General features: G+C 72.8%; 21 protein-coding genes. 10 read left to right on the top strand and 11 right to left on the bottom strand.

The window, feature by feature from the left end; all coding sequences use genetic code 11:
• Window positions 1-11: 11 nt before the first annotated feature.
• Together eccD and mycP are read right to left on the bottom strand one after the other, a co-directional pair.
• On the bottom strand, window positions 12-1,391 hold the full coding sequence (gene eccD / locus ACN28C_RS25460; protein ID WP_422770054.1) for a type VII secretion integral membrane protein EccD: 1,380 nt from the start codon (window positions 1,389-1,391) through the stop codon (window positions 12-14).
• A gap of 103 nt (window positions 1,392-1,494) precedes the next feature.
• Entirely contained in the window at window positions 1,495-2,682 is a 1,188-nt protein-coding gene (gene mycP, locus ACN28C_RS25465; protein ID WP_422770055.1) for a type VII secretion-associated serine protease mycosin, read from the bottom strand.
• Between the two features lie 261 nt (window positions 2,683-2,943).
• On the opposite strand from mycP, the gene ACN28C_RS25470 reads away from it, so the two are divergent.
• Genes ACN28C_RS25470 through ACN28C_RS25480 form a run of 3 tightly spaced genes read left to right on the top strand, consistent with a single transcriptional unit; the run spans window position 2,944 to window position 5,903 of the window.
• A complete protein-coding gene (locus ACN28C_RS25470; protein ID WP_422770056.1) occupies window positions 2,944-3,534 on the top strand; it encodes a TetR/AcrR family transcriptional regulator in 591 nt (196 codons plus the stop codon).
• 28 nt (window positions 3,535-3,562) lie between these two features.
• Entirely contained in the window at window positions 3,563-4,696 is a 1,134-nt protein-coding gene (locus ACN28C_RS25475; RefSeq protein WP_422770057.1) for an alpha/beta fold hydrolase, read from the top strand.
• 58 nt (window positions 4,697-4,754) lie between these two features.
• Window positions 4,755-5,903, top strand: a complete 1,149-nt coding sequence (locus ACN28C_RS25480) for a hypothetical protein (protein WP_422770058.1) — start codon at window positions 4,755-4,757, stop codon at window positions 5,901-5,903.
• 34 nt (window positions 5,904-5,937) lie between these two features.
• Here the strand turns inward: ACN28C_RS25480 and msrB are convergent, their stop codons facing one another.
• Window positions 5,938-6,399 (bottom strand): peptide-methionine (R)-S-oxide reductase MsrB, encoded by a 462-nt coding sequence (gene msrB, locus ACN28C_RS25485; RefSeq protein ID WP_422770059.1) that lies wholly within the window; start codon window positions 6,397-6,399, stop codon window positions 5,938-5,940.
• 205 nt (window positions 6,400-6,604) lie between these two features.
• Here msrB and ACN28C_RS25490 point away from each other — a divergent pair, with 205 nt between their 5' ends.
• Window positions 6,605-8,185: an alkaline phosphatase D family protein gene (locus ACN28C_RS25490; protein ID WP_422770060.1), complete on the top strand. Its 1,581-nt coding sequence runs from the start codon at window positions 6,605-6,607 to the stop codon at window positions 8,183-8,185.
• Window positions 8,186-8,268: 83 nt separating this feature from the next.
• On the opposite strand, the gene ACN28C_RS25495 is transcribed toward ACN28C_RS25490, so the two are convergent.
• Window positions 8,269-8,685 (bottom strand): hypothetical protein, encoded by a 417-nt coding sequence (locus tag ACN28C_RS25495; RefSeq protein ID WP_422770061.1) that lies wholly within the window; start codon window positions 8,683-8,685, stop codon window positions 8,269-8,271.
• Between the two features lie 182 nt (window positions 8,686-8,867).
• Here ACN28C_RS25495 and ACN28C_RS25500 point away from each other — a divergent pair, with 182 nt between their 5' ends.
• A complete protein-coding gene (locus ACN28C_RS25500; protein WP_422770062.1) occupies window positions 8,868-9,434 on the top strand; it encodes a Uma2 family endonuclease in 567 nt (188 codons plus the stop codon).
• A gap of 102 nt (window positions 9,435-9,536) precedes the next feature.
• On the opposite strand, the gene ACN28C_RS25505 is transcribed toward ACN28C_RS25500, so the two are convergent.
• Together ACN28C_RS25505 and ACN28C_RS25510 are read right to left on the bottom strand one after the other, a co-directional pair.
• Window positions 9,537-12,446: an AfsR/SARP family transcriptional regulator gene (locus ACN28C_RS25505; RefSeq protein ID WP_422770063.1), complete on the bottom strand. Its 2,910-nt coding sequence runs from the start codon at window positions 12,444-12,446 to the stop codon at window positions 9,537-9,539.
• A gap of 218 nt (window positions 12,447-12,664) precedes the next feature.
• Window positions 12,665-13,048, bottom strand: a complete 384-nt coding sequence (locus tag ACN28C_RS25510; RefSeq protein ID WP_422770064.1) for a VOC family protein — start codon at window positions 13,046-13,048, stop codon at window positions 12,665-12,667.
• Between the two features lie 242 nt (window positions 13,049-13,290).
• On the opposite strand from ACN28C_RS25510, the gene ACN28C_RS25515 reads away from it, so the two are divergent.
• Window positions 13,291-13,800, top strand: coding sequence for a hypothetical protein (locus ACN28C_RS25515; protein ID WP_422770065.1), 510 nt, complete (start codon window positions 13,291-13,293; stop codon window positions 13,798-13,800).
• Between the two features lie 27 nt (window positions 13,801-13,827).
• On the opposite strand, the gene ACN28C_RS25520 is transcribed toward ACN28C_RS25515, so the two are convergent.
• From ACN28C_RS25520 to ACN28C_RS25535, 4 genes are all read right to left on the bottom strand, one after another.
• Window positions 13,828-16,011: a dipeptide ABC transporter ATP-binding protein gene (locus ACN28C_RS25520; RefSeq protein WP_422770066.1), complete on the bottom strand. Its 2,184-nt coding sequence runs from the start codon at window positions 16,009-16,011 to the stop codon at window positions 13,828-13,830.
• A gap of 10 nt (window positions 16,012-16,021) precedes the next feature.
• Entirely contained in the window at window positions 16,022-16,927 is a 906-nt protein-coding gene (locus ACN28C_RS25525; protein WP_422774801.1) for an ABC transporter permease, read from the bottom strand.
• A 14-nt stretch (window positions 16,928-16,941) separates the two neighbouring features.
• Window positions 16,942-17,901: an ABC transporter permease gene (locus tag ACN28C_RS25530; protein ID WP_422770067.1), complete on the bottom strand. Its 960-nt coding sequence runs from the start codon at window positions 17,899-17,901 to the stop codon at window positions 16,942-16,944.
• 78 nt (window positions 17,902-17,979) lie between these two features.
• Window positions 17,980-19,785 (bottom strand): peptide ABC transporter substrate-binding protein, encoded by a 1,806-nt coding sequence (locus ACN28C_RS25535; protein WP_422770068.1) that lies wholly within the window; start codon window positions 19,783-19,785, stop codon window positions 17,980-17,982.
• A 221-nt stretch (window positions 19,786-20,006) separates the two neighbouring features.
• Here ACN28C_RS25535 and ACN28C_RS25540 point away from each other — a divergent pair, with 221 nt between their 5' ends.
• The 4 genes from ACN28C_RS25540 to ACN28C_RS25555 all read left to right on the top strand — a co-directional run bounded on the left by ACN28C_RS25540 (window position 20,007) and on the right by ACN28C_RS25555 (window position 24,594).
• The gene (locus ACN28C_RS25540; RefSeq protein ID WP_422770069.1) at window positions 20,007-21,158 is read left to right on the top strand and encodes an ROK family transcriptional regulator; all 1,152 of its coding nucleotides are present in this window, start codon (window positions 20,007-20,009) and stop codon (window positions 21,156-21,158) included.
• A gap of 12 nt (window positions 21,159-21,170) precedes the next feature.
• Window positions 21,171-22,640: a M81 family metallopeptidase gene (locus tag ACN28C_RS25545; protein ID WP_422770070.1), complete on the top strand. Its 1,470-nt coding sequence runs from the start codon at window positions 21,171-21,173 to the stop codon at window positions 22,638-22,640.
• Window positions 22,637-23,605 (top strand): ROK family protein, encoded by a 969-nt coding sequence (locus ACN28C_RS25550; protein ID WP_422770071.1) that lies wholly within the window; start codon window positions 22,637-22,639, stop codon window positions 23,603-23,605. The genes ACN28C_RS25545 and ACN28C_RS25550 overlap by 4 nt, the downstream gene beginning before the upstream one ends.
• 146 nt (window positions 23,606-23,751) lie before the next feature.
• The gene (locus tag ACN28C_RS25555) at window positions 23,752-24,594 is read left to right on the top strand and encodes an SAM-dependent methyltransferase (RefSeq protein WP_422770072.1); all 843 of its coding nucleotides are present in this window, start codon (window positions 23,752-23,754) and stop codon (window positions 24,592-24,594) included.
• Between the two features lie 35 nt (window positions 24,595-24,629).
• Here the strand turns inward: ACN28C_RS25555 and ACN28C_RS25560 are convergent, their stop codons facing one another.
• Window positions 24,630-25,784 carry a low temperature requirement protein A gene (locus tag ACN28C_RS25560; protein ID WP_422770073.1) on the bottom strand — a complete coding sequence of 385 codons (1,155 nt, stop codon included), beginning with the start codon at window positions 25,782-25,784 and terminating at the stop codon, window positions 24,630-24,632.
• Window positions 25,785-25,859 lie beyond the last annotated feature (75 nt).

The following is a 25,859-nucleotide window of genomic DNA, read 5'->3' on the forward strand; positions in this document are numbered from 1 at the left end:
GTGAGCGCGGGTCAGCCGCGGATGGCGCGGATCCAGCCGAGGAGGCCGCTGACCCAGACCGCCAACGGAAAGACGGCGAGGATGAGGAGCATCTCGATGATGTCCAGAGTGCGTCCCCAGATCGGTGAACCCGGCCGGCGCCCACTGGTCAGGGCGAAGCCGATGCTGATCGCGGCGACCACCAGCAGGGCGCCGAGCAGCGCCGTCAGCCGCCACACCAACCCGAGATCGTCGTAGGCGGCGACGAGAGCGGCGCCCAGGGCCACCGTACCGGCGCCGAGCAGTGGCAGCCGCTGCGCCCGGCCGAGGAACCAGCGGCCCCGGGCCGTCATCGTCAGCCCGAGTACGACGCAGAGGGCCAGTCCGCCGATGCCGGCGGTGGAGACGGCCACGGCCGCCACCGCCCCGATCACGGCGAGCGCGCCCAGCATGCCGGCGAGGAACGCGTCCGCCCGGTCGGAGCGGGCGAACGTGTCGAGGCCGTCGACCGCCTGCCCGTCCTGGCGGAGGTGTTCCGGCTCGGTGGGCACCGACGGGTCCGGCAGCCGGCCGAGCCGGTAGGCGGCCATCGGCAACAGCGGAAGGGTGGCGAAGACCAGCGTCACGGTGACGGCCGCGGCGGCCGGCGTACCGACGGCGAAGAGCACCCGGATCGCGGCGGCGACCAGCAGTGCCACCGCGCACACGGCGCCACAGAGGAAGACCGGGCCGGCGTCGCCGACACCGATCGCGGCGGCCGCCGCCACCAGCACCATGGCGGTCGCGGCGACCAGCACGTGCGGCGGGGCGAGCTGGCCGAGGGTCCGGTCCCCGGCGAGCACCAGCAGCCCACCGACGGCCGCGTAGCAGAGCGCGACCAGGGCGAGGATGGTGGCGCTGCGCGCGTCACCCACCGCGCGGGCCAGCACCACCGCGCCGATCAGCAGCGCGGCGGAGAGGCCGAGCGCGACAAGGCCACCGGGAAGCTGCGGCGGGCCGGCGAGCAGCACCGCGACGGCGCCACCGAGCAGCGCCAGCGCCCCGAGCGTGAGGCCCAGGGTCCGGGTGGTGGCCGGACTCCACCGGCCGGTGCGCTCCCGGGCGGCCGTGGCGACGGCGTCCACCACGTCGTCGAAGACCGGTAGCGGCGCCTCCTCACCCCGGGGCCGCAGGTAGAGCAGTTCGCCGTCGCGCACCTCGAGCTGGGCGGGACTGCGCGAACTGTCCAGGGCCGAGCCACCCATCCGAGAGAGCGTCCAGCCGTTGCGCGCCGCCGGGTCGTCGGCGAGCCCGTCGCCCGCATAGCCGAGCACCGTGGGCAGCAGGTCGGCCAGGGGTACGTCGGCGGGCAGGGCCAGATCGACACGGCTGCGTGGCGCTACCACCGTGACCCGGCTGAACCCACTGGCCACGCCCGCACCTCCGTGTCGACGATGCCGGGACATTATCACCGGAACGGGTGCGCCCGTGGCCGGCACCAGGTCGACAGTGGAGTCCGGGCGGAGCGATCGGCGCTCACTTCCGGGTCGTCCGCCAGCCGCGACGCCGTCCCCGCCGGATGACCGGCACGGAGGCCAGCAGCAGCAACGCCAGCGCGACGCCGACCACGGCGATAACCGCCGAGGCGACACTGACCGCGCGCAGTGGAGCCGGCCGGGCCGCCGGGCGCGGCACGCTGCCGGCAGTGGCCGGAGCCGGGGCAACGGCCGGCCGCACGGCACCGACCGCCCGTACCGGATTGACCACACCGTGCCCGACCTGCGGGTTCCACAGCCCGTCGGGGTGGTCGGCGGTCCGGAAGATCCGCTCGGCCACCTGGCTCGGCGACAGCGTCGGATCGTACGCCCGGATCAGCGCGGCGAGCCCGGAGACGTACCCGGTGGCGAAGCTGGTGCCACCTTCGGCGGTGAACAGGTACCCCCCGCCGGCGGCCGCCGGGCCGGCGATCCGCTCGCCTGGCGCGGCAACGTCCACGAACTCGCCGCTTGTCGAGGTCTGCACATGCTCGTCGTCGGCGTTCACCCCGGCGACCGCGATGACCCCCGGATAGCCGGCCGGGAAGGTCGGCCGGCCCGCCTCCACACCGGAGTCGCCGGAGTTGCCGGCGGCGGCGACCACCACGACCTGCCGGTCGAGGGCGTACGCGACGGCGGACTGCAACTGCCGGGTCGGTGGCGTGGTCAGCGACAGGTTGAGCACGTCGGCGTCGCCGGAGTCCACCGCCCACCGGATCGCCTCCGCGATCCGCTCGGAGAGGTCGGCCTCGACCGACCTGCGCTGGTCGCGCAGGACGCGTACCGGCACGATCTCGGCGCCGGGTGCGACCCCGTAGAACCGGAATCCGGCGCTGACCGCCTCGCGGCCGGCGATGATCCCGGCGATCAGCGTGCCGTGCCCGTTCTCGTCGCACTGGCCGTCGCCGCCGGAGGACGCCAGCAGGTCGCGGCCGGGCAGCACCTTGCCGGTCAGGGTCGGATGGTCGGCGGAGACGCCGGAGTCGACCACCGCCACTCTGATCCCCGCGCCGGTGCTCAACGGCCAGGCGAGGTCGGGTCGCAGCCGGGTCAGCGGCCAGGGTGCGGCGGAGAGCGGATCGGTGACGCTCGGGCCGCAGCGCGCGGCGTCCACGGATCGGGCCGACGGGGCCGCCGCGGCGGGGGCGCCGCCGGTGGCGACCAGGCCGGCCACCAGCGCCGCCAGCACGGCCGCCGGTCGCCGTTGCCGATGCCGATGCCGACGCTCATGCCGATGCCGATGCCGATGCCGATGCCGGGCGGACGGAGAGCCGGGCTGCGGCGCGGTCGCCGGTGGCACCGGTGGCAACGGCACCGGTCGTGCATCCCGATCGGCTCGCACCTCCGCATTATGCCGCCCGGTGCGCAGCATTCCGCCACCCGCGAATTACCCGGCGCGCTCCAGCGACTCGCGGTTGGCAATTACGAACGATCGTGCTATCACTGACGGGTGAGCAAGGGGGAGGCCACCCGCCAGGCGGTACTGGCGGAGGCGACCGAGATCGCCAGCCGGCTCGGTCTGGGTGGTCTCACCATCGGCACCCTCGCCGCCCGGATGGAGATGTCCAAGAGCGGGCTCTTCGCGCACTTCCGCTCCAAGGAGGCGCTGCACCTGCAGGTCCTCGACCACGCCCGGGAGTCCTTCACCGCCGAGGTGATCCGCCCGGCGCTGCGCGCACCCCGGGGCGAGGCCCGGATCCGGGCCCTCTTCGAGAACTGGTACGCCAGCATCCAGGTCCCCGGCGCCTGCCTCTTCGTCTCGGCCTCCACCGAGTTCGACGACCAGCCCGGACCGATCCGGGAAAACCTGGTCGCCGCGCAACGCGACCTGGCCGACGTGATCGCCCAGATCTTCCGCACCGGCATCGCCGAGGGTCACTTCGACAGCGCCGCCGACCCCGAACGATTCGCCCACGACCTGCACAGCGTCATGCTCGGCGCCTTCCACGCGGAGCGCCTGCTGCACGATCCGCGGGCCGAGACCTGGACCCGGCAGGCCTTCGAGGCACTGCTGGACGCCGCACGACCGAAGTCCGACTGAGCGCAGCACAACGACCCGAGGAGCCGCCATGACCACTCCGTACGTCCGGCGCAAAAAAAGCACGACCGTTCGTCTCATTGTTCGTGCCGTCTCGGGCCTCGGCCTGCGGGTCGCGTTCCGGGTGCTCGAACACCTCGCCCCGGCCGCCGGTGGCCGGCTGGCGCTGCGCCTCTGGTGCACCCCTCCCCGGCGACGGGGCACGGTCGCCACCGTGCGGGTGGGGCGCGGCGGCGCCGGCACCTTCACCGGCCCGTACGACGGCACACCGTTCACCGTCGCCGTCAACGGCAGTACGGTCACCGGCCGGGCCTGGGGCAGCGGCCCGCTCGTCTACCTGGCGCACGGCTGGGGCGGCTCCGCCACCCAGCTGCACGGATTCGTACCGCCGCTGGTGGCGGCCGGCTACCGGGTGGTCGCCTGGGACGCCCTCAGCCACGGCCGCTCCGCACCCGGCGCGCTCGGCCCGCACCGCGGCACACTCGTCGAGTTCGCCGACGCGCTGACGGCGGTCGTCCGGGCACACGGTCCCGGGCACGCCGTGATCGCGCACTCGCTCGGCGCGAGCGCGACCGGGCTCGCCGTCCTCGACGGGCTGCCGGTACGTCGGCTGGTGCTGATCGCACCGCTCGCCGATCCGCTCCCCTATCTCGGGACGTTCCGCCGGACGCTCGGGATCGGCCCGGCGACCGCCGACCGGTTCATCGCGGAGCTGGAATCGCTGGCCGGCCGCCCCATGGCCGACTTCCACCTGCCGGAGCGGGCCCGGCGGCGGGTCGGCGGGCTGCCTCCGCTGCTGATACTGCAGGACCGCGACGACCGCGAGGTGGCCCCGACCGACGGCGCCGCCCTGGCCGGCGCCTGGCCGGGGCGGCTGCACCGCACCAGCGGGCTCGGGCACGCGCGCATCCTGGCCGACCCCGACGTCGTGCTCCGGGTGGTGGACTTCGTCGGCGAGTCCGGGACCGGCACCGGGTCCCGCCCCGCCCCCACCCCCGGCACCAGCACCGGCACCAGCACCAGCACCAGCACCAGCACCGGCACCGGCACCGGCACCGGCACCGGCGAGGTTGCGCCGGTCAGCCCGGCGGACCCGCACCCGCCGGGGCGGGAAGCACCGCTGCCGGTGCCACAGGAGGCGGCGGGCGGGCCCTCGTCCCGCTGACGGCTGATCCCCGCCGCATACCGGCTCGAAACGTGAAACCCCGTGGCACACTTGCCGAATGCGACGGCTGGCGACCTCGGTGCCGGCGGGGGTGGCCTCGGTGCTGGCGGGAGTGCTGGTCCTCCCGGCCGGCGGCGTCACGGCCCGGCCGGCCGCGGGACAGGCGCCCGGGCAGCCGGCGGCCGGGGTCCGCGCCGCCGCCGGCACGCCCGTCTGCACGGTCGACGACGAACGACTACCCGAGATCTCCGGGCTGGCCGCCACCGGCGACGGCTACGTGGTCGTCAACGACGGCTCCGACGTGGACAACCGGCGGCGGATCTTCTTTCTCGGCCGGGACTGTGCGGTCACCCGGTCCGTCCGCTATCCGTCCCGGCCCCGGGACACCGAGGACCTGGCCCGGGCGCCGGACGGCACCATCTGGATCGGTGACATCGGCGACAACGACCGGGTACGGGACACCGTCGCCCTCTGGAAACTGGCCCCGGGTGCCGGTGCGCCGGTGCTGCACCGGGTCAGCTACCCGGACGGCGCGCACGACGCCGAGGCCCTGCTGCTCTCCGGCGACGGCACGCCGATCATCGTGACCAAGGATCCCGGCACGCCGGGCCTCTACACCCCGGACGGGGCGCTGCGGCCCGGGCAGACGGTGCCGCTGCGCAAGGTCGGTCAGTTCACCCTGCCGAGGAGCACCACCAGCAACCCGTACTCGATCTTCGGCCCGCAGCTCGTCACCGGTGGCGCGGTCGCCCCGGACGGCAGCCGGGTGGTGCTGCGTACCTATGCCGACGCCCTGGAGTTCGACGTCACCGACGGTGACGTGGTCCGGGCCGTCGTCACCGGCACGCCCCGGATCGTCCCGCTGCCGGACGAACCGCAGGGCGAGGCGATCAGCTACAGCCCGGACGGCACGGCGCTGCTGACCCTCTCCGAGAAGGCGGAGGGCGAGTCCGCCGCCGATCCGGTGCTGCTGCGCTATCCGGTGGCGGACCGGGATCGGTCGGCACCCTCCTCCGCCACCCCGAGTGCCGTACCGCGCGCCGCACCCGGCGACCCCGAGGTCGGCCGCGAGCGGCCGGCGGGGTCCAGCCAGGATGTCACAGCCCACTTCGTCGCCGCGGTGGCGGCCACCCTGCTGCTCCTGGCGGCGGTCGGCGGATTCGCCGTCTGGCGGGCCCGCCGCCGCCCGCCGGGCCGGGCACGGTAGCGACGCGGAAGCCCGTCCGCCGGGTGGCGCCCGATCAGCTCGCCGCGTCGCCCTCGAAGAGTCGGCGGTACTCGCCGTAGCCCTCGCGTTCGAGGTCGGCCAGCGGCACGAAGCGCAGTGCGGCGGAGTTCATGCAGTACCGCATTCCGCCCCGGTCCCGTGGGCCGTCGTCGAAGAGGTGGCCGAGGTGGCTGTCCCCGTGCGCCGACCGCACCTCGGTGCGGACCATGCCGTGACTGGTGTCGGCGATCTGGACGACGTTGCCGGCGTCGATCGGGGCGGTGAAGCTCGGCCAGCCGGTGCCGCTGTCGTACTTGTCGACGGAGGCGAAGAGCGGCTCGCCCGAGACGACGTCGACGTAGATGCCGGGCTCCTTGCTGTCCCAGTAGGGGTTCCGGAACGGCGGCTCCGTTCCGTTCTCCTGAGTGACGTGGTACTGCTGCCGGGACAGCCGGGACACCGCCTCCGGGTCCTTGCGGTACTCCTTCGACACCACCGGATCCTCCTCTCCCGCGGAGCCACCTACCCGGCCAGCCGTGCCGGAAACCTGGCGACCGGCCCGGACGCGACCTCGGCGCGGCCCACCGTCCGGCAGCCGTTCGCGTGCGGTTGAGGTGGTGGTCACCGAAGCCGGGTGATCAGGCAACGTCCGGTCGGTAGACCTTCGACGGACCGGAGTTGGACCCAGATTCGGAGGACCGATGAGCGCACTTGATCGGCGTACCCTGCTTCGCGCCGGCCTCGCCACCGGAGCCGGACTCGCCGGCGGCGCCCTGCTCGGCGGCGCCGCCGCGCCCGCCACCGGACGGGCCGGCTGGCCCGGCACGCCCGGCTGGCACCCGGGCGGGCGCCCCGTGCTGACCCACGGGGTGCAGAGCGGCGACGCGACCGCGCACTCCGCCGTGGTCTGGACCCGGGCGGACCGGGCCGGGCGGCTGCACCTCGAGGTGGGCCGGCGTCCCGACCTCCGGGGCGCCCGCCGGGTCCGCGGCCCGGTGCTGGACCCGCGCAACGACTTCACCGGCAAGGTACGCCTGACCGGCCTCCCGGCCGGGGAGCGACTGTACTACCGCGCCCGGGTGGAGAGCCTGGACCGGCCCGGCCTGTCCAGCGAGGCGCTGCACGGCTCGCTGCGCACCGCACCGGGCCCGTGGGACCGGCGCGACGACATCCGGTTCGTCTGGACCGGCGACATCGCCGGCCAGGGCTGGGGCATCGCCCCCGACCGCGGCGGCATGTCGATCTTCCGCGCCATGCGGGCGGTACGCCCCGACTTCTACCTCTGCAGCGGCGACACCGTCTACGCCGACGGCCCGCTGGCCGAGACGGTGACCCTGCCCGACGGGAGCACCTGGCGCAACATCGTCACCCCGGAGAAGAGCAAGGTCGCCGAGACGCTGGACGAATACCGGGGCCAGTTCGCCTACAACCTGCTCGACGAGCACTTCCGGGCGTTCGTCGCCGACGTGCCGCAGGTCAACCAGTGGGACGACCACGAGGTGACGAACAACTGGTATCCCGGCGAGATCCTGGACGACGCCCGCTACACCGAGCGCCGGGTCGACGTCCTCGCCGCCCGGGCCCGCCAGGCGTTCCACGAGTGGGTGCCGACGTCGTCGTCCGGGCGGCTCTACCGGCGGCTGCCGTACGGGCCGCTGCTGGACCTCTTCGTGCTGGACATGCGGACGCACAAGGACCCCAACGACGGCAACACCTACGCCGACCCGAGGCGCGGGCTGCTCGGCGCCGAGCAGCGGGCCTGGCTGATCCGGGAGCTCAAGCAGTCGCGGGCGACCTGGAAGGTGATCGCCGCCGACCTGCCGATCGGCCTGGTGGTTCCGGACGGCGCGACCGCGCAGGAGGGCATCGCCCAGGGCGACGGCGGGGCGCCGGCCGGGCGGGAGCTGGAGTTCGCCGAGATCCTCCGGGCCGCGCACCGGGCCGGGGTACGCGGCATCGTCTTCCTCACCGCCGACGTGCACTACACGGCGGCCCATCACTACGACCCGGCCCGGGCGGCGGTCGCCGACTTCACCCCGTTCTGGGAGTTCGTCTCCGGCCCCGCGCACGCCGGGGCGTTCGGGCCGAACACCCTGGACGGCACGTTCGGACCGCAGGCGGTCTTCGTGCACGCGCCGCCCCGCGCCAACACCTCGCCGGCCGAGGGCTTCCAGCACTTCGGGGAGGTCGCCATCGACGGCCCGTCCGGAGCGCTCACCGTGCACCTGCGGGACCAGGACGGGCGGTCGCTGTGGACGACGACCCTGCCGGCACCGCGCTGACCGGGCGGTAGCTCGGCCCTCTGCGACCTGGACAGAGGTTCTCCTGGAGGTGGACGGCCCATCGCTTGCCTCCGGTGGAACCGTCAACGGCGGCGATAGCGTTCGATGAGTTGGCCGTCCTCGGCGCAAAAGAATCGCCAGCCGTTGGTCTCGGGGCGTTTGCGGCCCGGGTTGAGGTGGCGGACCGTTTCGACAGCCGCCTGGCTGGGGGACTTGAAGGTCCGCACGAGGTCTGAGTGAGGTGCTTCGGTAATTCGGAGCCTTTCCGAATCGAGATCGAGGTAGCCGGTGACGCGTCGCCCCAGGTAGGTCGCGGTCACTTTGATCTCATCCTGGCGCTGCTCGGACGCCGACGGCTCAGGTTGGGGATCGTCCGAGGCGGCCGCTTGGGTGGACGTGCCGAACACGCGATCGACCGCTTCTGTGAGTGACACCCCGGCAATCTTGGCAGCGAAGGCCAGCTTCTCGTATGCGGCATCACTGAACTCGACCGTAGGCATGCGGCACTCCCTTTAGGTAGCTGATCTAACTATAGAGAGCTTGACGCTACCTAGATGTTGTGTCAAGGTGCATCCAGGCCAGCAGACCGGACCGCACCCACGGCGGCGCCGGTTGTTGTCGCGCAGGTAGGCGTTGACATGGCACGCTTGGGGCAGCATCCGCCGAGAGGTGAGGCGATCCGATGAGCGTGGCAATGCTGGAGCACCCGGGACCGTGGAGCGAAGACGAATACTTCGCGCTCGGCGAGACCCCGAACCGGATCGAGCTGATCGATGGGAGCTTGTGGGTGAGTCCCGCGCCGAGTAAGCGGCATCAGCACATCGCGCTCCTGCTTGCTATGGGACTCTACGCCCCGGCTGAGCAAGCCGGACTGCTGGTGCTGCAGGACGTCAACCTCCGGCTGGCCAGCGGCCGTATACTGCAGCCGGACATCGTCGTGGCCGATACCGACGATGTCGGCAACACGGTCGAGGCCGTCGAGGTCAAGCTTGTCGCCGAAGTGGTATCGCCAAGCAACGCCGGAACGGACAGGCTGCTGAAGCCGCAGCTGTATGCAGAGGCCGGGATTGGCTGGTATCTGCGGGTGGAGCAGCCGCAGGACTCGGTCGAACTGCACCTTCAGAGACTGGACGGCGACCACTATGTTCCGTACGTCGTGGCAGGTTCCGGCCAAGCGCTCGTTTCGGAGGAGCCGTTTTCCTTCCGGGTCGAAGTAGCGTCTCTGTTGGACCGCCGCCGCCGTGACTGACACCCTGGATTTTCGGCCTTCGTAGTAGAAATGGGGGCCGCCTGCGGAGAAGACCTGGATTTGCGGTTCGCGCGGCGACGCGTCCGGCCCGGGCGGTACGGGTCACCAGGACACCAGGTCGGGCCCGACCGCGATCACGTCACCCATCTGCTCCAGCGCGGCGAGCTTCGTACGCACCCGGCCCGCCTCCACCTGATCCACCCCGGCGAGCAGTGCCAGCGCCTCCCGCCAGGCGTCCCGGGCGGCCGGAAGGTCACCGAGACTCTGCTGGGTGTCGCCGGAGTGCGACAGCGTGATGCCCTCCAGGTGACGGTCGCCGAGCGCCCGGAACAGCCGCAGGGCGTGCCGGTAGCACTCCAGCGCCCGGGACGGCTCGCCCAGGTGGTGGTGGGCCCGGCCCAGGCTCTCCCAGGTGTTGGCCTGCCCCAACCGGTCGCCGAGCTCCTGGAGCTGGTCGAGGGCCTGCTCACAGTAGGTGAGCGCCGAGGCGTGGTCGGCAAGGAGCGTATGGCACCAGCCGATGGCGTTCAGCGCGCGGGCCTGCCCGTGCCGGTCGCCGGCGGACCGGAACAGCTCGAGTGCCCGCCCGGCGTGTGCGAGCGCCTCGGCGGGGCGGTCCCGCCGCTCCGCCAGCAGCGACAGGTTGAGCTGGGTCAGCCCCTGCCCGGCCTCGTCGCCGGAGTGCCGGTAGAGGTCGAGGGCGTACCGGAGCTGGGTCTGCGCGTCGTCGAGACGGTCCAGCCGGGTGTAGGCGCGGGCGAGAAAGCGGTGCGCGACGGCCTGGGCCGTCGGGTCGGCCATCCGGCGGGCGGCGGCCACCGCCGTCCGCTGGGTCCCGACCAGGTCGTACCAGTGACCTGCCCGGTCCAGATAGGTGCCGAGGGAGCAGGCGAGCTGCCAGGTCGGCAGGTCCAGCCCGGCGCCGGCCGCGTCGCCCAGGACCGCCAGCAGCACGGTGCGTTCGGCGGCGAACCAGTCGATCGCCGCCCGGCCGTCGGCGGGGCGCTCGGGGGTGACCCCGGGGCGGGGCGGGCCGAGCGAGACCGGACTGCTCTGTTTGGACCGCAGCAGCACGTCGGCGGCGTGCCCACTGTGCAGGTAGTGGTCGAGCAGCCGCCCGACGGCGGCACGACGGCGGCGGTCGGAGTCGACCCGCTCGGCGTCCTCGGCCGCGTACGCCCGCAGCAGGTCGTGCAGGGCGTAGCGGCCGTCGGAACGCTGCCCGACGAGGTTGGCCCGGGCCAGTTCGGCCAGGGTCTGGCGTACCTCGGGCACCGGGCGGCCGGCCAGGCTGGCCGCCGCGCCGGCGGTGAGGTCCGGACCCGGATGAAGGCCGAGCAACCGGAAGAGCCGGGCGGCGGCCGGGCTGAGCGAGCGGTACGACCAGGAGAAGACCGCCCGCAGGTCGGTGGTCGGGTCGCCGGTGGTCAGCGCGTCCAGCCGACCGGCGCCCCGGCGGAGCTGGTCAGCCAGGTCGGCCAGGGAGAGGTCCCGGTCGGTGGCGACCCGGGCCGCCACGATCGCCAGCGCCAGTGGCAGGCCGGCGCAGCAGGAGAGCACCTCGGCCAGCGCCTGCGGCTCGTCGCCGGCCCGCTGCCCACCGATCCGCCGGACCAGCAGTTCCCGGGCCTCCAGCCCTGGCAGCGGGTCGACCGGCACCGGCCAGGCGCCCTCGATGGCGACCAGGTCCGCCAGCCGGGTCCGGCTGGTGACCACGACCAGACAACCCGGGCCGCCGGGCAGCAGCGGCCGGAGCTGGGCGGCGTCCCGGGCGTTGTCCAGCAGCACCAGCATCCGCCGGGTGAACATCTGGCTGCGGTAGAGCGCGGCCTGGGCGTCGAGGTCGGTCGGGATCCGTTCGGCGGGCACCTGGAGCGCGTCGAGGAAGCGCCGTACCGCCTCGGCCGGGTCCACCGCCGCGCCGCTCGGGTCGAAGCCGCGCAGGTTGACGTAGAGCTGCCCGTCGGGAAACCGGTGTGCCACCTGGTGCGCCCAGTGCACCGCCAGGGTGGTCTTGCCGACGCCGGCCGTACCGGAGACGACGGCGATCGCCGTCGCGGTCGTGCCGGCCGACGGGTCCGCGCGGTCCAGCAGGCTGTCCAGCCGGGCCAGCTCGGTCGTCCGGCCGGCGAAGTCGACCAGATCCGCCGGAAGCTGCGCCGGCGTCGGGACGTTCCGGGGCAGGCCGTCGGCCGCCCCGGGAAGACCACCTCCAACCCGGTGCCGAGCGGTAACGGGGCCGGTCGGGCGGGTGGCCGGTTCCTCGTCGTGCAGCAGCGCGGTGTGCGCCTCCGCCAGCGCCGGGCCGGGGGCGACGCCGAGGTCGTCGGCGAGCCGGCGCCGCACCTCGTGGTACGCGGCGAAGGCCTGCCCCCGCCGTCCGGCCGCATGGTACGCCCGGATCAGCCAGGCGTGCGCCGCCTCGTCCAGCGGGGCGGCCACCGCTGCCTCGGCCAGGACGGAGAGTGCCTCGGGGGCGCGACCGGCGGCGATCATCACCTCGCCGTACCGGCCGAGTGCGGCCTGCCGCTCGCTGGTCAGTGCGACGACCTTCGGATGGGTCGCCAGGGTGGGTATGTCGGCCAGCGGTGGACCGTGCCACAGCGCCAGGGCCTCGCCGAGCAGGTCCGCCGCCTCGGCGAGCTCGCCGCGTCGCTGCGCGGTCGCGGCCGCCTCGACGCACTGCCGGAATCGCGCCAGGTCGAGCGCGGCGGCGGGCAGGTGCAGCGCATAGCCGTCGCCGACCAGCCGCAGCATGGTGCCCCGGTCCCGCGGGCGCCGGTCCGGCTCCAGCAGCCGGCGCAGGTGTTTGACGTGCGTCTGGATGACGTTGGCGGCGCTGGTCGGCGGCTCCCGGTCGTACCAGAGTCCGCTCATGAGCTCGGCCCGCAGCAGCGGCTTTCCTCCGGCGAGCGCGAGGAGTCCCAACACCACCCGGCGGGCCGCGGGACCCAGGTCCAGCTGTTCGCCGTCTCGCCAGGCCCGCACCGGACCGAGCAGCTGAATACGCAAGGGCGCCCCCCGCCGTCCACGCGTCGCCGCCGCGACGGAGCGATCGGTGCGGCGGTCAACCGGCCTCGAACTTAGATCAGCGTCACTTGACGGAGCAATCGGACAGACGGTCGGTCATCGGGCCCGAACATTGTTTTCCGGCCCGCCGAGCCGGCCCGGCGGTCGCGGCGTGCCCCGGCGGCCGTCTCCTCGCGGACCCGGCCGCCAGGGCACCCCGGCTAACCCGCTCCGTTCCAGTCGACGAGCTGCACGATCACGCCGTTGGGGTCGCGCACCTGGAAGGCGCGCTCCCCCCACTCCTCGACGGTGAGCGGCATGGTGATGGTCACGCCCTCGGCCTGGAGGCGGGCGAGTTCGCCCTCCAGGTCCTCGACGACGAAGGCCAGGATGAGCCCTCGGGCGTGCTCGTCGCGCTGGTCCGCCGGCAGCGTCGGCAGGCCCAGGCGCAGGAAGACGACGTTTGTGCCGACGTCGTCCCGGCGGAGCGACGCGAACCCGTCGGCGGCCATCTCCTCGCGGAACCCGAAGTGCTCGACGAGGAAGCGACTGGCGGCGGCGACGTCCGCCACGTTCAGCGAAACGGCGGTGGAGGTGACTTTCACAAGCGGCTCCCGGCGGTAGAAGTAACTCCGTACATCGTACGCTGTACGGCGTACGGATATTCCCGGCGCACCGGGCTCGGATGCCCGGGCGCGACCGACCCGCCGTGGACACGCGCCGCCCCCACCCGCCGGTTCGCACACCTGTCGGGTAACTTCTCTTCTCGGCCGTCGCCCGCCGAGGAGCAGATGCCAGGCGAGGAGCAGGTGTCAGGCGGCCACGGCCCGGACAGGAGAGCGCAGGCATGGGTAAGCGGACCGTTCACGTCTCCGACTTCAGCGGCAAGGTGCTGCGCGGCGCCGACGAGGTGGTAAGGATCGTGGTGCTCGACCACCCGGACCTGGTCGCCGGGCCGGTGCAGTTGGAGGCCGAGCCGGCCGAGGTCGAGAGCATCGACGACGCGGCGCTGGATGTCGCGGTCGTGGAGATCCACGACGGCCGGCCGGGCGAGGCTCCCCGCCGGGTGGTCCTCACCGCCAGCGAGTTCGACGCGCTCGCCACCGACGTGCCGATGGCGCAGTTGCTGCGCACCGCCGAACGGGTCCGGCCGGCCAGGGCGAGCCGGGAACGCGTCGGCTACGCCAGCCTGGAACACGCCGGCAAGCCGCACCGGGGCCGGGTCACCGAGGAGGAGGCCCGGCTGGTCCGCGAGCACCTCGACGAGGTCAACAAGCGCCTCGCCGACGAGGGACTCCGACAGATCGACCCGACCGACCCCGAGCACGCCTCCCGGTACGGCTTCCCCATGCCCTGACGACGACCGGGGCGCGGCCGGGCGCGGCTATCCGACCGCCCCGACCCGTACGCCGGCCGCGCTCGACTCCGGACGCAGCGGGAAGTGACAGGCCACCCGGTGCACGTCGCCGGCCAGCGGCGGCTCGATCCCGCAGATCTCGGCGGCGATCGGGCACCTCGTGCGGAACCGGCACCCGGTCGGCGGATTCACCGCACTCGGCAACTCGCCCCGGATCGACCCGCTCCTCGGCTGCGCGGCGGCGTCGGGGCTGGCGGACGGGACCGCGTCGATCAACGCCTGGGTGTACGGGTGCCGGGCGGACCGGACCACGTCGTGCGCCGGGCCCACCTCGACGAGCTTGCCCAGGTACATCACCCCGATCCGATCCGACATGTAGTCGACGACCGAGAGGTCGTGGCTGATGAAGACGTACGCCAGCCCGAGTTCGCGTTGCAGGTCCCGCATCAGGTTGAGCACCTGTGCCTGGATCGAGACGTCGAGCGCGCTCACCGGCTCGTCCCCGACGATCAGCCGGGGTTGCAGGGCCAACGACCGGGCCAGGCCGATCCGCTGCAACTGGCCGCCGGAGAACTCGTGCGGATAACGCTCAAGCACCCGACGGGAGAGACCGACCTGGTCGAGCAGGTCCGCGATCCGCGCCCGGCGGGCCGCTCCGTCGCCGACCTGCTGGATCTCCAGCGGCTCGGCGAGGATCGCGTCGACCCGCATCCTGGGATTCATCGCCGCATAGCTGTCCTGAAACATCAACTGGACCTGCCGGTGCATCCGGCGGCGTTCCCGCCGCCGCAGGCCGGCGATGTCGGTGCCGTCCAGGACGATCCGGCCGGCGGTGGGGCGCTCCAGCCCGACCATCATTCGTCCCACCGTGGACTTGCCGCAGCCGGACTCGCCCACCAGCCCGAACGTCTCGCCCGGCTGGACGTCCAGCGACACCCCGGCGACCGCGCTCACCTGCCCGGCGGCCCGGCGCAGCAGGCCGCCACCACCGGCGGGATAGTTCTTGACCAGGTCCCGGACCGACAGGATCGGCGCCGGACGGTCACCGACAGCGCCGGCCGCACCGTCGAGCGGCGCGCCCGACTCGGCGACGGCAGCCACGTCGCGTGGTGCGTCGGCCGGCACGTCCGGTGGTACGGCAGCCTTCGTATCGGCCGGCACGTCCGGTGGGACGGCGGCCGGCACGTCCGGGCGCCGGGCCAGGGCCGTGGCCGGTGCGTCGGACGAGATGGTGGCCGGTGCGGAGACCGGGTGCAGGCAGGCGTACCGGTGCCGGCCGGCCGGGGTCAGCACCACCTCGGTGCTGCGGCACTCGTCGGTGGCGTGCCGGCAGCGGGCGGCGAAGCGGCAGCCGGTGAGCGGGCGGGAGAGGTCCGGCGGCAGGCCGGGGATGCTGTAGAGCCGGGCCTGCTCGTGGCGGACCGCCGACTCCGGCAGCGCCTCCAGCAGTGCCTCGGTGTAGCGGTGCCGGGGCGACCGGAACAGCTCACCGGTGCCGGCCACCTCGACGACCCGGCCCGCGTACATCACGGCGACCCGGTCGGCCCGGCCGGCGATCACGCCGAGGTCGTGGGTGACCAGGACGACCGCCATCCCGAACTCCGCCCGCAGGTCGTCGAGGAGTTCGAGGATCTGGCGCTGGGTGGTCACGTCGAGCGCGGTGGTCGGCTCGTCGGCGATGAGCAGCCGGGGCGAGCAGACCAGCGCCATGGCGATGGCGACCCGCTGGCGCATCCCGCCGGAGAGTTCGTGCGGGTAGTTCTGCACCACCCGGTCCGGGCGGGGCATCCCGACCCGGCGCAGGATCTCGATCGCCCGCTCCCGGGCCTGCGCCCTGCCGAGCCGCTGGTGCACCCGCAGCGGCTCGGCGACCTGGGTGCCGATCCGCATCGTCGGGTTCAGCGAGGTCAGCGGGTCCTGGAAGACCATGCCCATCCGGACGCCCCTGATTCGGCGTACCTCCTCGGGAGGCAGCGAGCGCAGGTCGCGGCCCTCGAAGCGGATCTCGCCGCCGACCACCTCGCCGCCCGGCGGCAGCAGCCCCATCACCGACAGCGCGGTCATCGTCTTGCCGCTGCCCGACTCGCCGACGATGCCGAGGGTCTCCCCCGGCCGGACCGCCAGGCTCACCCCGTCCAGGGCGTGCACGGTGCCGCGCCGCAGCGCGATGTCGGTACGCAGCTCCCGCAGCTCCAGCAGCGGTGCGGTCATCGTCCCACTCCTAACGTCGCCGGAGGCGGACCTCGAAGGCGTCCCTCAGCCCGTCGCCGATGAAGTTGAAGGCGAGCACGATGAGGATGATGGCGATCCCCGGCGGGTACAGCAGCCACCAGTGCCCGCTGTAGGTGTCCGCGAGGCCGTCGGAGAGCATGCCGCCCCAGTTCGCGGCCGGCGGCGGGACGCCGAGACCGAGAAAGGAGAGGTAGGCGACGTAGAGGATCGCGTCGGCGACCTGGAAGGTCGCGTTGACGATGACCGTGCCGATGGCGTTCGGCACGATGTGCCGGCGGACCGCCCGGCCGCCGGTGCCGCCCATCGCCCGCATCGCCTGGACGTACTCGCGGGTGCGCAGGCTCAGCGCCTCGCCCCGGACCAGCCGGGCCGGACCGAGCCAGGCGAAGGCGCCGATGATGAGGATCAACATCGACACGCTCGGCGTGACGATCGCGGCCAGCAGCATGAAGAGGAAGAGCGACGGGATCGACATCATCGCGTCGACCACCCGCATCATCGCCGCGTCCACCCAGCCGCCGACGAAGCCGGCGACCGCGCCCCAGACCGTGCCGAGGAAGGTGGCGAGGACTCCGGCCGCCAGCCCGACGATGATCGAGGTCTGGCCGCCGAGCATCAGCCGGCCGAGCTGGTCGTAACCGACGCCGTCGGTGCCGAGCGGATGCCCGGCGCCCGGTGGCAGGTGCACCCTGGTGAGATCGGTGTGCACCTGGTCGGTGTGGTAGAAGAGCGGCCCGAGGAAACAGACCCCGGCCAGCAGCACGAAGAGGCCCAGCCCGACCAGGGCCAACCGGTTCTCGCAGAAGACCGCGAAGCCCTGCCGCCACAGGCCGCGCAGCGGGGCATCGTCGGCGGCGGCCGGTTGTGGTGCGCGTACGGGTGGTGGGGCGGCCACCTCGGGAAGGGTGGTCACGACGTGCTCCCCCGGAGTCGTACCCGCGGATCGACCGCGGCGTAGAGCAGGTCGGCGACGAGCGCCCCGAGCACCGTCGCCACTGAGATGATCAACGTGACGCCGAGCAGGATCGGGAAGTCCCGCTTGAGCGCCGCCTGCCAGAAGAGCTGCCCCATGCCGGGGAAGTTGAAGAGCGACTCCACCACCAGGGCACCGCTGAACAGTGCCGGCAGATACATCCCGAGCAGGGTGATCACCGGGAAGAGCCCGTTGCGCAGGGTGTGCCGGAGCACCACCCGCCGCTCCGACAGCCCCTTGCTGCGGGCGGTCCGCACGTAGTTCTCGTTGAGGTTGTCGACCATCGAGGAGCGGACGTAGCGCGAGTAGACCGCAATGGTGACGATCGCGAGGGTGACGGTGGGCAGCACCAGCCCGGCGGGGTCGGCGAGCACCTCGGCCACGGTGAAGCCCTGTGGCGCCTCCGGCGGCAGGATCGGCCAGAGCTGCGAGAAGACGATGATCAGCATCAGGCCGAGGAAGAAGATCGGGGTGGCGTACGCGAGCAGCGAGAGCGAGGTGATCGCGTAGTCCGGCCAGCGGTTGCGGCGTACCGCCTGGATCACCCCGAGCGGGATGGCGACCGCGATCGCCAGCAGGGTCGAGAGCAGCGACAGCACCATGGTCTTCGGCAGCCGCTGGCCGACCGCCTCGGTCACCGACTGATTGAGCTGGAACGAGTAGCCGAGGTCGCCGTGGAGCAGGCGTTGCACGTACATCCCGTACTGCTGGATCCAGGGCCGGTCGTAGCCCATCTCGTGGTTGAACGCCGCCAACTGTTCGAGCGTCGCCTCCTTGCCCAGGGTGGCCCGAGCCGCACCGCCGGGCAGCAGGTGCAGCAGCAGGAACGCGATCACGGTGACGAGCACGACGACGACGAGCGCCTGACCCAGGCGGGTGACGAGGTACCGGACCACGGGCGGATCCCTCCCGGTCGAGGGGCTCCGGCGGCGCGGTGCGGCGCCGCCGGAGCCGGGACGGTCAGTGACTGCCGGCTACTTCCAGGACCAGTCCTGGAAGTACATGTTGTTCATCGGGTCCTGCGGCTCGACCCCCTGCAACCCCGACCGGTACGCCGAGATCTGGAAGACCGGGTTCGGCATCCAGAGCACCGGCAGGTCCCGCGCCAGGAAGTCGTTGTACGCCTTCAGCGCGGTGTCGTCCGCGGAGAACTGCGTCGCCTCGATGAGCTGGTCGGCCTGCGGGTCGCTGTAGCTGCCCAGGTTGACCGGCGCGTCGGTGGCGAAGAGCCGCTCGCCGCTGGCGAAGGCCGGGTAGTACCAGCTCCCCTGCGAGCCGAAGAAGGACATGTCCCAGGTGCAGTTCGCCTCGGTCGGCTCGCAGGCCGGGGTGACCGCGACCGAGTCGGGCACCTCCCTGATGGTCAGCTCGATGCCGAGCTTGGCCATCTGCGACTTGATCTCGGCGAACATCTTGGTGGTGGCGGCGAACCCGCTCTGGCTGGTGACGGTGAAGGCCAGCGGCGTGCCGGCGGCGATGCCCGCGCCGCACTGGTTGGCCCCGGTGCCCGCCGACAGGCAGGTGGTCTGCCCGTCGGGGGTCACCTGCCAACCGTGGCTCTCCAATACTTCCTTCGCTTTGTTCGGGTCGAAGGAATAGACGCAGCCGTTCTCGCCGGAGCCGGCGGTGCCCGGCTTGAGCGGCACCGGACCACAGGTCGGAGCGGCCATGCCGGACCAGATGACCTTGTTGATGGTCGGCTGGTCGATCAGCATCTGCATCGCCTGCCGCAGGTAGTCCTGCTTGAAGAGCACGCCCGTGGTCGGGTTGTTGAAGTTGAGCTGGAGGTAGGTGATGGACCAGCCGTACCAGGGTGCGATCGTGTAGCCCCTGGACTCCAGGTAGGACTGCTGGGAGAGGTTGGCCGCCGGGACGTAACCGTAGTCGATCTCACCGGCCCGGAGCACGTTGAACTCCGCGTCGTCACCGGTGAACGGGCGCAGCACGATCTTGGACAGCTTCGGCTTGTCGGTGCCGGAGTACGTCGGCTGCGCGGCGAGCACGACCTCGCCGTTCGGCACGTACTTCTCCAGCTTCCACGGACCGCTGTTGACCTTCCAGAGGTCGTTCGTCGCGTACGTCTTGGGGTCCTTCGCCGCCGCGGTGAGGAAGTCGAAGACCTTCTTCGCCCCCTCCGGCGTCCGGTCCAGGTCGCCGACGCTCGCGGCGGCCGAGTCCTTGTCCCAGACGTGCTGCGGCATCGGGGTGATCCGGTTGAGCTGGTTACCGACGAACCAGGCGGTGTTGTAGACCTGGGTCGTGGTCAGCGAGAAGGTCTTCTCGTCCTTGATCGTCCAGTTGGCGACGTTGTCCGGGAAGCCGCCCTTGCGGTAGGACGCCCACTTGTCCTTGTTGGCCGTGACGACGTTCCACCAGAAGTCGACGTCCCGGGTCGTGATCGGCTTGCCGTCGGACCAGGTGTTCTCCTTCAGCGTGATCGTCAGGGTCCGGCCACCGTCGCTCACCTCGGGCGGGTCGGCCAGCGAGCGTTCGGTGTCGATGTTGTACTTCGCCGTGCCGTCCAACCGGTACTGGTAGAGCGGCCGGTACTGGGCGTTGCCGAAGATGGCGTTCTCGCCCTGGGTGAAGCCGGGGGCCGAGATCGGCAGGATCCAGTTCGGGGTCCGGAACGCCACGGTGGCGGTGTCCCTGCCCTGGCTTCCGCCCTGCCCCGACGAACTGCCGTCGCCGCTGCAGGCGGCGAGCCCTGTCCCGAGGGCGAGCGCACTGGCCACGGCCACGGTGCCGCGCAGTGCCCGCCGGTGGTATCTGCTCCTCATACGTCTCCTCGATCAACACGCGGGGGCTTCCCGGGCGGTCAATGCGGAGAATGTATAGGCGATGAAGTTTTGAGTCAACGAAACTAACCCACTTCCTTCGCTGACTTCTGACGGGCTAGGATCAAAGCCGCCGAAGCATCTTCCGATACCCTTCGCGGTGGTGTCCCGTCCCCGGCAACCGCACGGGGAGCGGCGGATGACCGGCCAGCAGAAGGAGAGGTATGTCGGACTCGTCGATCTCCGCCACCCTGCGCGACCAGACGCTCAGCCTGCTCGCCAGCGGCGAGGCGACCTCCCGGGCCGAGCTCGTCGAGGCGCTGCAGGTCGCACCCTCGACCGTCACCGGGTTGGTGCGGCGCCTCCTGGCGGAGGGCATGATCCTGGAGGAGGGCGTCGGCCGCTCCACCGGCGGCCGGCGGCCCCGGATCCTGCGCCTCCGCGAGCCGGAGGGGGTCTTCGCCGTCGCCGAGCTCGGCGCCCGGCACGCCCGGATCGGTCTCTGCACCCCCGACGGCCGGCTGCTCGCGACCGAGGAGGTCGCGATCGACATCGCCGCCGGCCCCGGCGAGGTGTTCGACACCGTCGAGGCCGCCTTCACCCGGATCCGCGCGGCGACAGCGCCCGGTCAGGCGCTGCTCGGCGTCGGCGCCGCGCTCCCCGGCCCTGTCGACTACCCGCGCGGCCGGCTCGTCGGGCCCGCTCGGATGCCCGGCTGGAGTGGCGTCGACGCGCGGGCCGAGCTCGGGCAGCGTTTCGAGGCACCGGTCGCGGTCGACAACGACGCCCGGGCGGCGGCGATCGGTGAATACGTGACCCGGGGCCGGGACAGCGGGGACATGATCTACGTCAAGGCCGGCACCGGCATCGGCGGCTGCCTGGTCAGCGCCGGTCAGGTCTATCGGGGCGGCCGCGGGCTCAGCGGCGACGTCACCCACGTGCGGGTGGCGGACAGCGGCGGCGAGCGGCACTGCTCCTGCGGCAGCCGGGGCTGCCTGGAGACGGTGGCCAGCGGCGCCGCCCTGGCCGCCCGGCTCACCGAGCAGGGTCAGCCGATCGCCACCACCCAGGACGTCATCACCGCCGTCGTCGACGCCGAGCCGGCCGCCGTCACCCTGGTCCGGCGCGCCGGTGGGCTGCTCGGGGTCGCCCTCTCCGGCCTGGTCAACTTCCTCAACCCCGACGCCGTCGTCATCGGCGGGGCCCTCTCCAGCCTCGACGTCTACGTCGCGGCGGCCCGGGGCATGCTCTACGAGCGCTGCCTGCCCTCGATGACCCAGGCCCTCTCCATCGAGGCCAGTGCCGCCGGCCCGGACGCCGCCCTGGTCGGCCTCGGGCACCTGGTACGCGCCACGGCCGACACCCGAACCACCTGAGGAGTTCCATCCGTGCACCGTCCGCTGCGGATCGCCATCGGCGGCATCCACATCGAATCCAGCACCTTCTCACCACACCTGAGCACCGCCGACGACTTCGAGGTGACCCGGGGTGAGGCGCTGCTGGCCCGCTACGCCTGGCTCGCTCCGCTCCAGCCGTGGGCCGGCGGCGTCGAGTGGCTGCCGCTGGTGCACGCCCGGGCGCTGCCCGGCGGAGCGGTCGATGCGGCCAGCCACGACGCCTGGACCGCCGAGATCGTCGACGGGCTCGCCCGGCTCGGGCCGGTCGACGGCGTGCTCCTCGACATCCACGGCGCGATGAGCGTGGTCGGGCGCGAGGACGCCGAGGGTGACCTGGTCACCGCGATCCGCTCGGCGATCGGGCCCGAGCCGTACGTCTCGGCGGCGATGGACCTGCACGGCAACGTCTCGCCGGTGCTCTTCGCCGGGTGTGACCTGCTCACCTGCTACCGCACCGCACCGCACGTCGACGTCTGGGAGACCCGGGAGCGGGCCGCCCGCAACCTGGTCGAGGCGCTGCGCCGGGGGCGTCGCCCGGACAAGGCCCTGGTACACGTGCCGATCCTGCTGCCCGGCGAGATGACCAGCACCCGGGTCGACCCGGCCCGCGGCCTCTACGCCCGGATCCCCGAGATCGAGTCGCGGGCCGGGATCGTCGACGCGGCGATCTGGATCGGCTTCGCCTGGGCCGACCAGCCCCGCTGCCGGGGCGCGGTCGTGGTCACCGGCACCGACGCGGCGGCAACGACCGGCGCGGCCCGGGAACTCGGCGAGCAGTTCTGGGCCGCCCGCGACGAGTTCGGGTTCGTCGCGCCGACCGGCAGCCTGGACGACTGTCTCGACACGGCGCTGGCGGCGGTCGCCGACCCGGCCCGGCGGCCCTTCTTCGTCAGCGACTCCGGGGACAACCCGGGTGCCGGTGGCGCCGACGACGTCACGTTCGCGCTGGCCCGGATGCTGGCCCGTCCCGAGATCGTCGGCGGTGCGGTCCGCGCGGTGCACGCCTCGCTGGTCGACCCGGACGCCGTGGCGAAGGTCGCCGACGAGCCGCCCGGCACGCCGGTCAGCGTCACGGTCGGTGGTCGGATCGACCCCCGGGACCCCGGTCCGGTACGCCTGGACGGGATCCTGGAGGCGGTCGCCGACGACCCGGCAGGCGGGCGCTGCGTGAGCGTACGGGTCGGCGGGCTGAGCGTCTTCGTCACCTCGCGCCGGATGCAGTACCGGGAACTCGCCTCGTACGCCCGGCTCGGCGTCGCGGTCGACGCCGTCGACCTGGTGGTGGTGAAGATCGGCTACCTGGAGCCCGAACTCTACGATGCGGCCGGCGACTGGTTGCTGGCGCTGACTCCGGGCGGTGTCGACCAGGACCTCGCCCGCCTGCCGTACCGGCACCTGGTGCGACCGCTCTTCCCGCTCGACCGCGACTTCGTCGCGGACCTCACCGTGGCGACCGCGTGATCCCGCTCGTCACCGGTTCCGGGGTCCTCGCCGTCGATGTCGGAGGGACGACGATCAAGGGGGCGGCCCTCGACGAGGGCGGCCAGGTCCGGCACTCGGTCGTGGTGCCGTCCCGGGCCGACGGCGATCCGGTCGGCGCGCTCCGGGCGCTCTGCCGGCGGCTGCGCGACGAGGCGCTCGCCGTCGGCGTCGCGCCGGCCGGGATCGGCGTGGTCACCCCCGGCATCGTCGACGAGGCCGCCGGACTCGTGCGGTACGCCTCGAACATCCGGTTCCGCGACGTGCCGCTGCGAGCCCTCGTGCACGACGAGCTCGGGCTGCCGGTGGCGGTCGGGCATGACGCGCGGGCGGCCGGGGTCGCCGAGGCGGTGGCCGGAGCAGGTCGGGGTCTGGCCAACTTCGTGCTGCTGCCGCTCGGCACCGGCATCGCCGCCACGGTGGTGCTGGGCGGTGAGCCGGTGCCCGGCACGGCCTGGTCGGCCGGGGAGGTCGGACACATGCCGGTGTATCCCGGCGGTGAACCCTGCAGTTGCGGCCAGCGCGGCTGCCTGGAGGTGTACGCCTCGGCCGGTGGCCTGTCCCGGCGCTATCTCCGGCTAGGCGGTGCCCCCGGACTGGACAGCCGGGCCATCGCCGCCGCCGCCTCGACCGACCCGCTGGCCGGCGAGGTCTGGAACGCCGCAACGCAGGCGCTGGGCGTCGCCCTGGCCACCCTCACCCTCACCCTCGACCCGGCCCGGATCGTGCTCGGCGGCGGTCTCGCCGAGGCCGGTGCCCAGCTCTTCGACCCGGTCCGCGACGCACTGCGTGCGGCACTGGCCTGGCGGAGCGCTCCCGAGGTCGTCCCCTCCGCGTTCGGCACCCGGGCCGCCCAGGTGGGCGCCGCGATCCTGGCCCGCCGGGCGGCCGGCCTGCCGGTGCCGGAGGGCTGGGGCGCACCCGTGCCCGTTGCCGGCCGGGGCTGAACGACCGGGGTGCGGCAGTGCCGACGGTCGATGACCGACAGCGCCGACGGTCGATGACCGGCGGAGCCGATGGTCCATAATCTGTGCGGTGCCGGCGTACCGGCACCCGCATCCGCCGCCGCCCGGTGGACCGATTCGGAGGTGCCGTGAGCGACACGACCAGTCCGGCCGCCGGACCGGACCGGACAGGTCCGGCCGGCAGGGTGGACACCACCGTGGCGCATCCCGCCCGCCGCTACAACTACTGGCTGGGTGGCAAGGACAACTTCGCCGCGGACCGCGCCTCCGGCGACCAGGTGGCCGCCGTCTTCCCGACGGTGAAGCGGGCCGCCCGGGAGAACCGCACGTTCCTGCGACGGACGGTCGGCTTCCTGGCCCGGGAGGCCGGCATCCGGCAGTTCCTCGACATCGGCACCGGCCTGCCGACGGCCGACAACACCCACCAGATCGCGCAGCGGATCGCGCCCGAGTCCCGGATCGTCTACGTCGACAACGACCCGCTCGTGATGTCCCACGCCCGCGCCCTGCTGACCTCCTCCCCGGAGGGCAGGAGTGCCTACATCGAGCGGGACCTGCGCGAGCCGGGGTCGATCCTGGACGCCCCCGAACTGCACGCGACCCTCGACCTGACCCGGCCGGTCGGCCTGACGCTCGTCGCGATCCTGCACTTCGTGCGCGACTTCGAGGATCCGTACGGCGTGGTCGGCCGGCTCGTCCGCGCGCTGCCCGCCGGCAGCTACCTGGTGATGTCGCACGGCACCTACGACGGACTGCCGGCGGAGGCCGTCGCAAAGCTGGAGGCGGCCAACGCCGCGACCGGCGGGCTGAGCCAGCCCCGCAGCCGGGAGGAGTTCAGCCGGTTCTTCACCGGTCTCGACCTGGTCGAGCCGGGCGTGGTGCCGGTCGGCGACTGGCGACCGGAGTCGGGCGCCGAGCCGCCGGAGCCGGTCGACATCTGCATGTACGGGGCCGTTGCCCGCATCCCGTGACGACCCGCCGGACAACCCTGCCGGTGCCGGCGGCATCACGGGCGTCGCCGGGCCGCAACCATCTCGACCAGGAGGGTGACCAGCAGGACGAGGTCCCCCACCAGCATGACTCCCACCGGCGGCAGCAGGAACATCGCCGGGCCGACCAGGGCCAGCACGCCGATCGCGGCCGCCCGGGTCCGGGGAGTCCGGCCGGTCACCACGTGGTCGAAGAAGCAACTGCCGAGCAGCACGAGCGCCGGGCCGCCGAGGAGGACGGGAATCCAGGCGGCCGGCGACCCGGCGTCCGGGTGTTCGAGCACGAGGGTGGTGCCGGTGGAGATCAGCAGCACGCCGCCGACCATCGTCAGGTGGGTGTAGGAGGTGAAGATGCCCGGCCGTATCCGCTCCACCACGGCGTGCCGGCGCTGCAGGCGCCGCACCTGCCCGAGGTAGAGCAGGAACAGCAGCACGGCGCTGCCGAAGGACACCGCGCAGACAGCCACCTCCCGGGCCGTGAAGTCACTCTGGGCAAGGCCGACGCCGACGGTCAGCACCAGTTCGCCGAGCGCGATGAGGAAGATCTCCCGGTGCCGTTCGGCCAGATGCGTGCCGGTGAAGGGCTGGATGGTGGGGTCGGTGCGGCCGAGCCACGGTGTGGGCCACCTGATCCGGGGCGCGTTGAGCTCCACGGCCACCGCGACCGCCCAGAGCACCAGCCGGAAGAACTCGTCCGCGAAGGCTCCGGCGACCCAGAGTGGCGCGGCGATCAGGAACCAGAACAGGATCCGGATGGTGGGGGCCTGGATGGTCCGGTTGACCCTGGTACCCGGGATGAGCACGCCGGCGCGGACGAGTTGGATGCCGAAGTACGCGGCGACGAAGAGATGGGCGCGGTCGGTGAAGGCGGCCGGCACCGCCACCGCCATCAGTAACGCGCCGAACATGATCACCAGGGTCGTGGCCTGGATGATCGCCAGACGGGGGTTGAAGATGTCGGTGAGCCAGGCGGTCAGCACCCACACCCACCAGGCCACGCAGAACAGGACCGCTGTCTGGAACACGCTGCGGGCGCTGAGATCGCCGGCCAGCCCGGTGGAGAGCCGGGAGAGCATGAAGATGTAGACGAGGTCGAAGAAGAGTTCCAGGAACGTCGGATATTCGGGCTCGCCCCGCTTGCGAAGGATCCGGGGCAGCTCGGCGGTCGTCACGACGGGGAGCCTCCTGGGTACCTGTTCCGGTAACCGTACAAAGCTCGACGAGGCTTCCGTGGCCGAACGCCGGTA

Origin of the sequence: Plantactinospora sp. WMMC1484 (genome assembly GCF_049315195.1) — a bacterium.
Lineage (GTDB): Bacteria > Actinomycetota > Actinomycetes > Mycobacteriales > Micromonosporaceae > Plantactinospora.

Excerpts from the sequence above, each read along its gene's own strand:
- ACN28C_RS25475 (WP_422770057.1), top strand. The coding sequence starts at position 3,563 with ATGACCACTCCGTACGTCCGGCGCAAAAAAAGCACGACCGTTCGTCTC.
- ACN28C_RS25480 (WP_422770058.1), top strand. The coding sequence starts at position 4,755 with ATGCGACGGCTGGCGACCTCGGTGCCGGCGGGGGTGGCCTCGGTGCTG.
- ACN28C_RS25490 (WP_422770060.1), top strand. The coding sequence starts at position 6,605 with ATGAGCGCACTTGATCGGCGTACCCTGCTTCGCGCCGGCCTCGCCACC.
- ACN28C_RS25495 (WP_422770061.1), bottom strand. The coding sequence starts at position 8,685 with ATGCCTACGGTCGAGTTCAGTGATGCCGCATACGAGAAGCTGGCCTTC.
- ACN28C_RS25500 (WP_422770062.1), top strand. The coding sequence starts at position 8,868 with ATGAGCGTGGCAATGCTGGAGCACCCGGGACCGTGGAGCGAAGACGAA.
- ACN28C_RS25515 (WP_422770065.1), top strand. The coding sequence starts at position 13,291 with ATGGGTAAGCGGACCGTTCACGTCTCCGACTTCAGCGGCAAGGTGCTG.
- ACN28C_RS25520 (WP_422770066.1), bottom strand. The coding sequence starts at position 16,011 with ATGACCGCACCGCTGCTGGAGCTGCGGGAGCTGCGTACCGACATCGCG.
- ACN28C_RS25535 (WP_422770068.1), bottom strand. The coding sequence starts at position 19,785 with ATGAGGAGCAGATACCACCGGCGGGCACTGCGCGGCACCGTGGCCGTG.
- ACN28C_RS25540 (WP_422770069.1), top strand. The coding sequence starts at position 20,007 with ATGTCGGACTCGTCGATCTCCGCCACCCTGCGCGACCAGACGCTCAGC.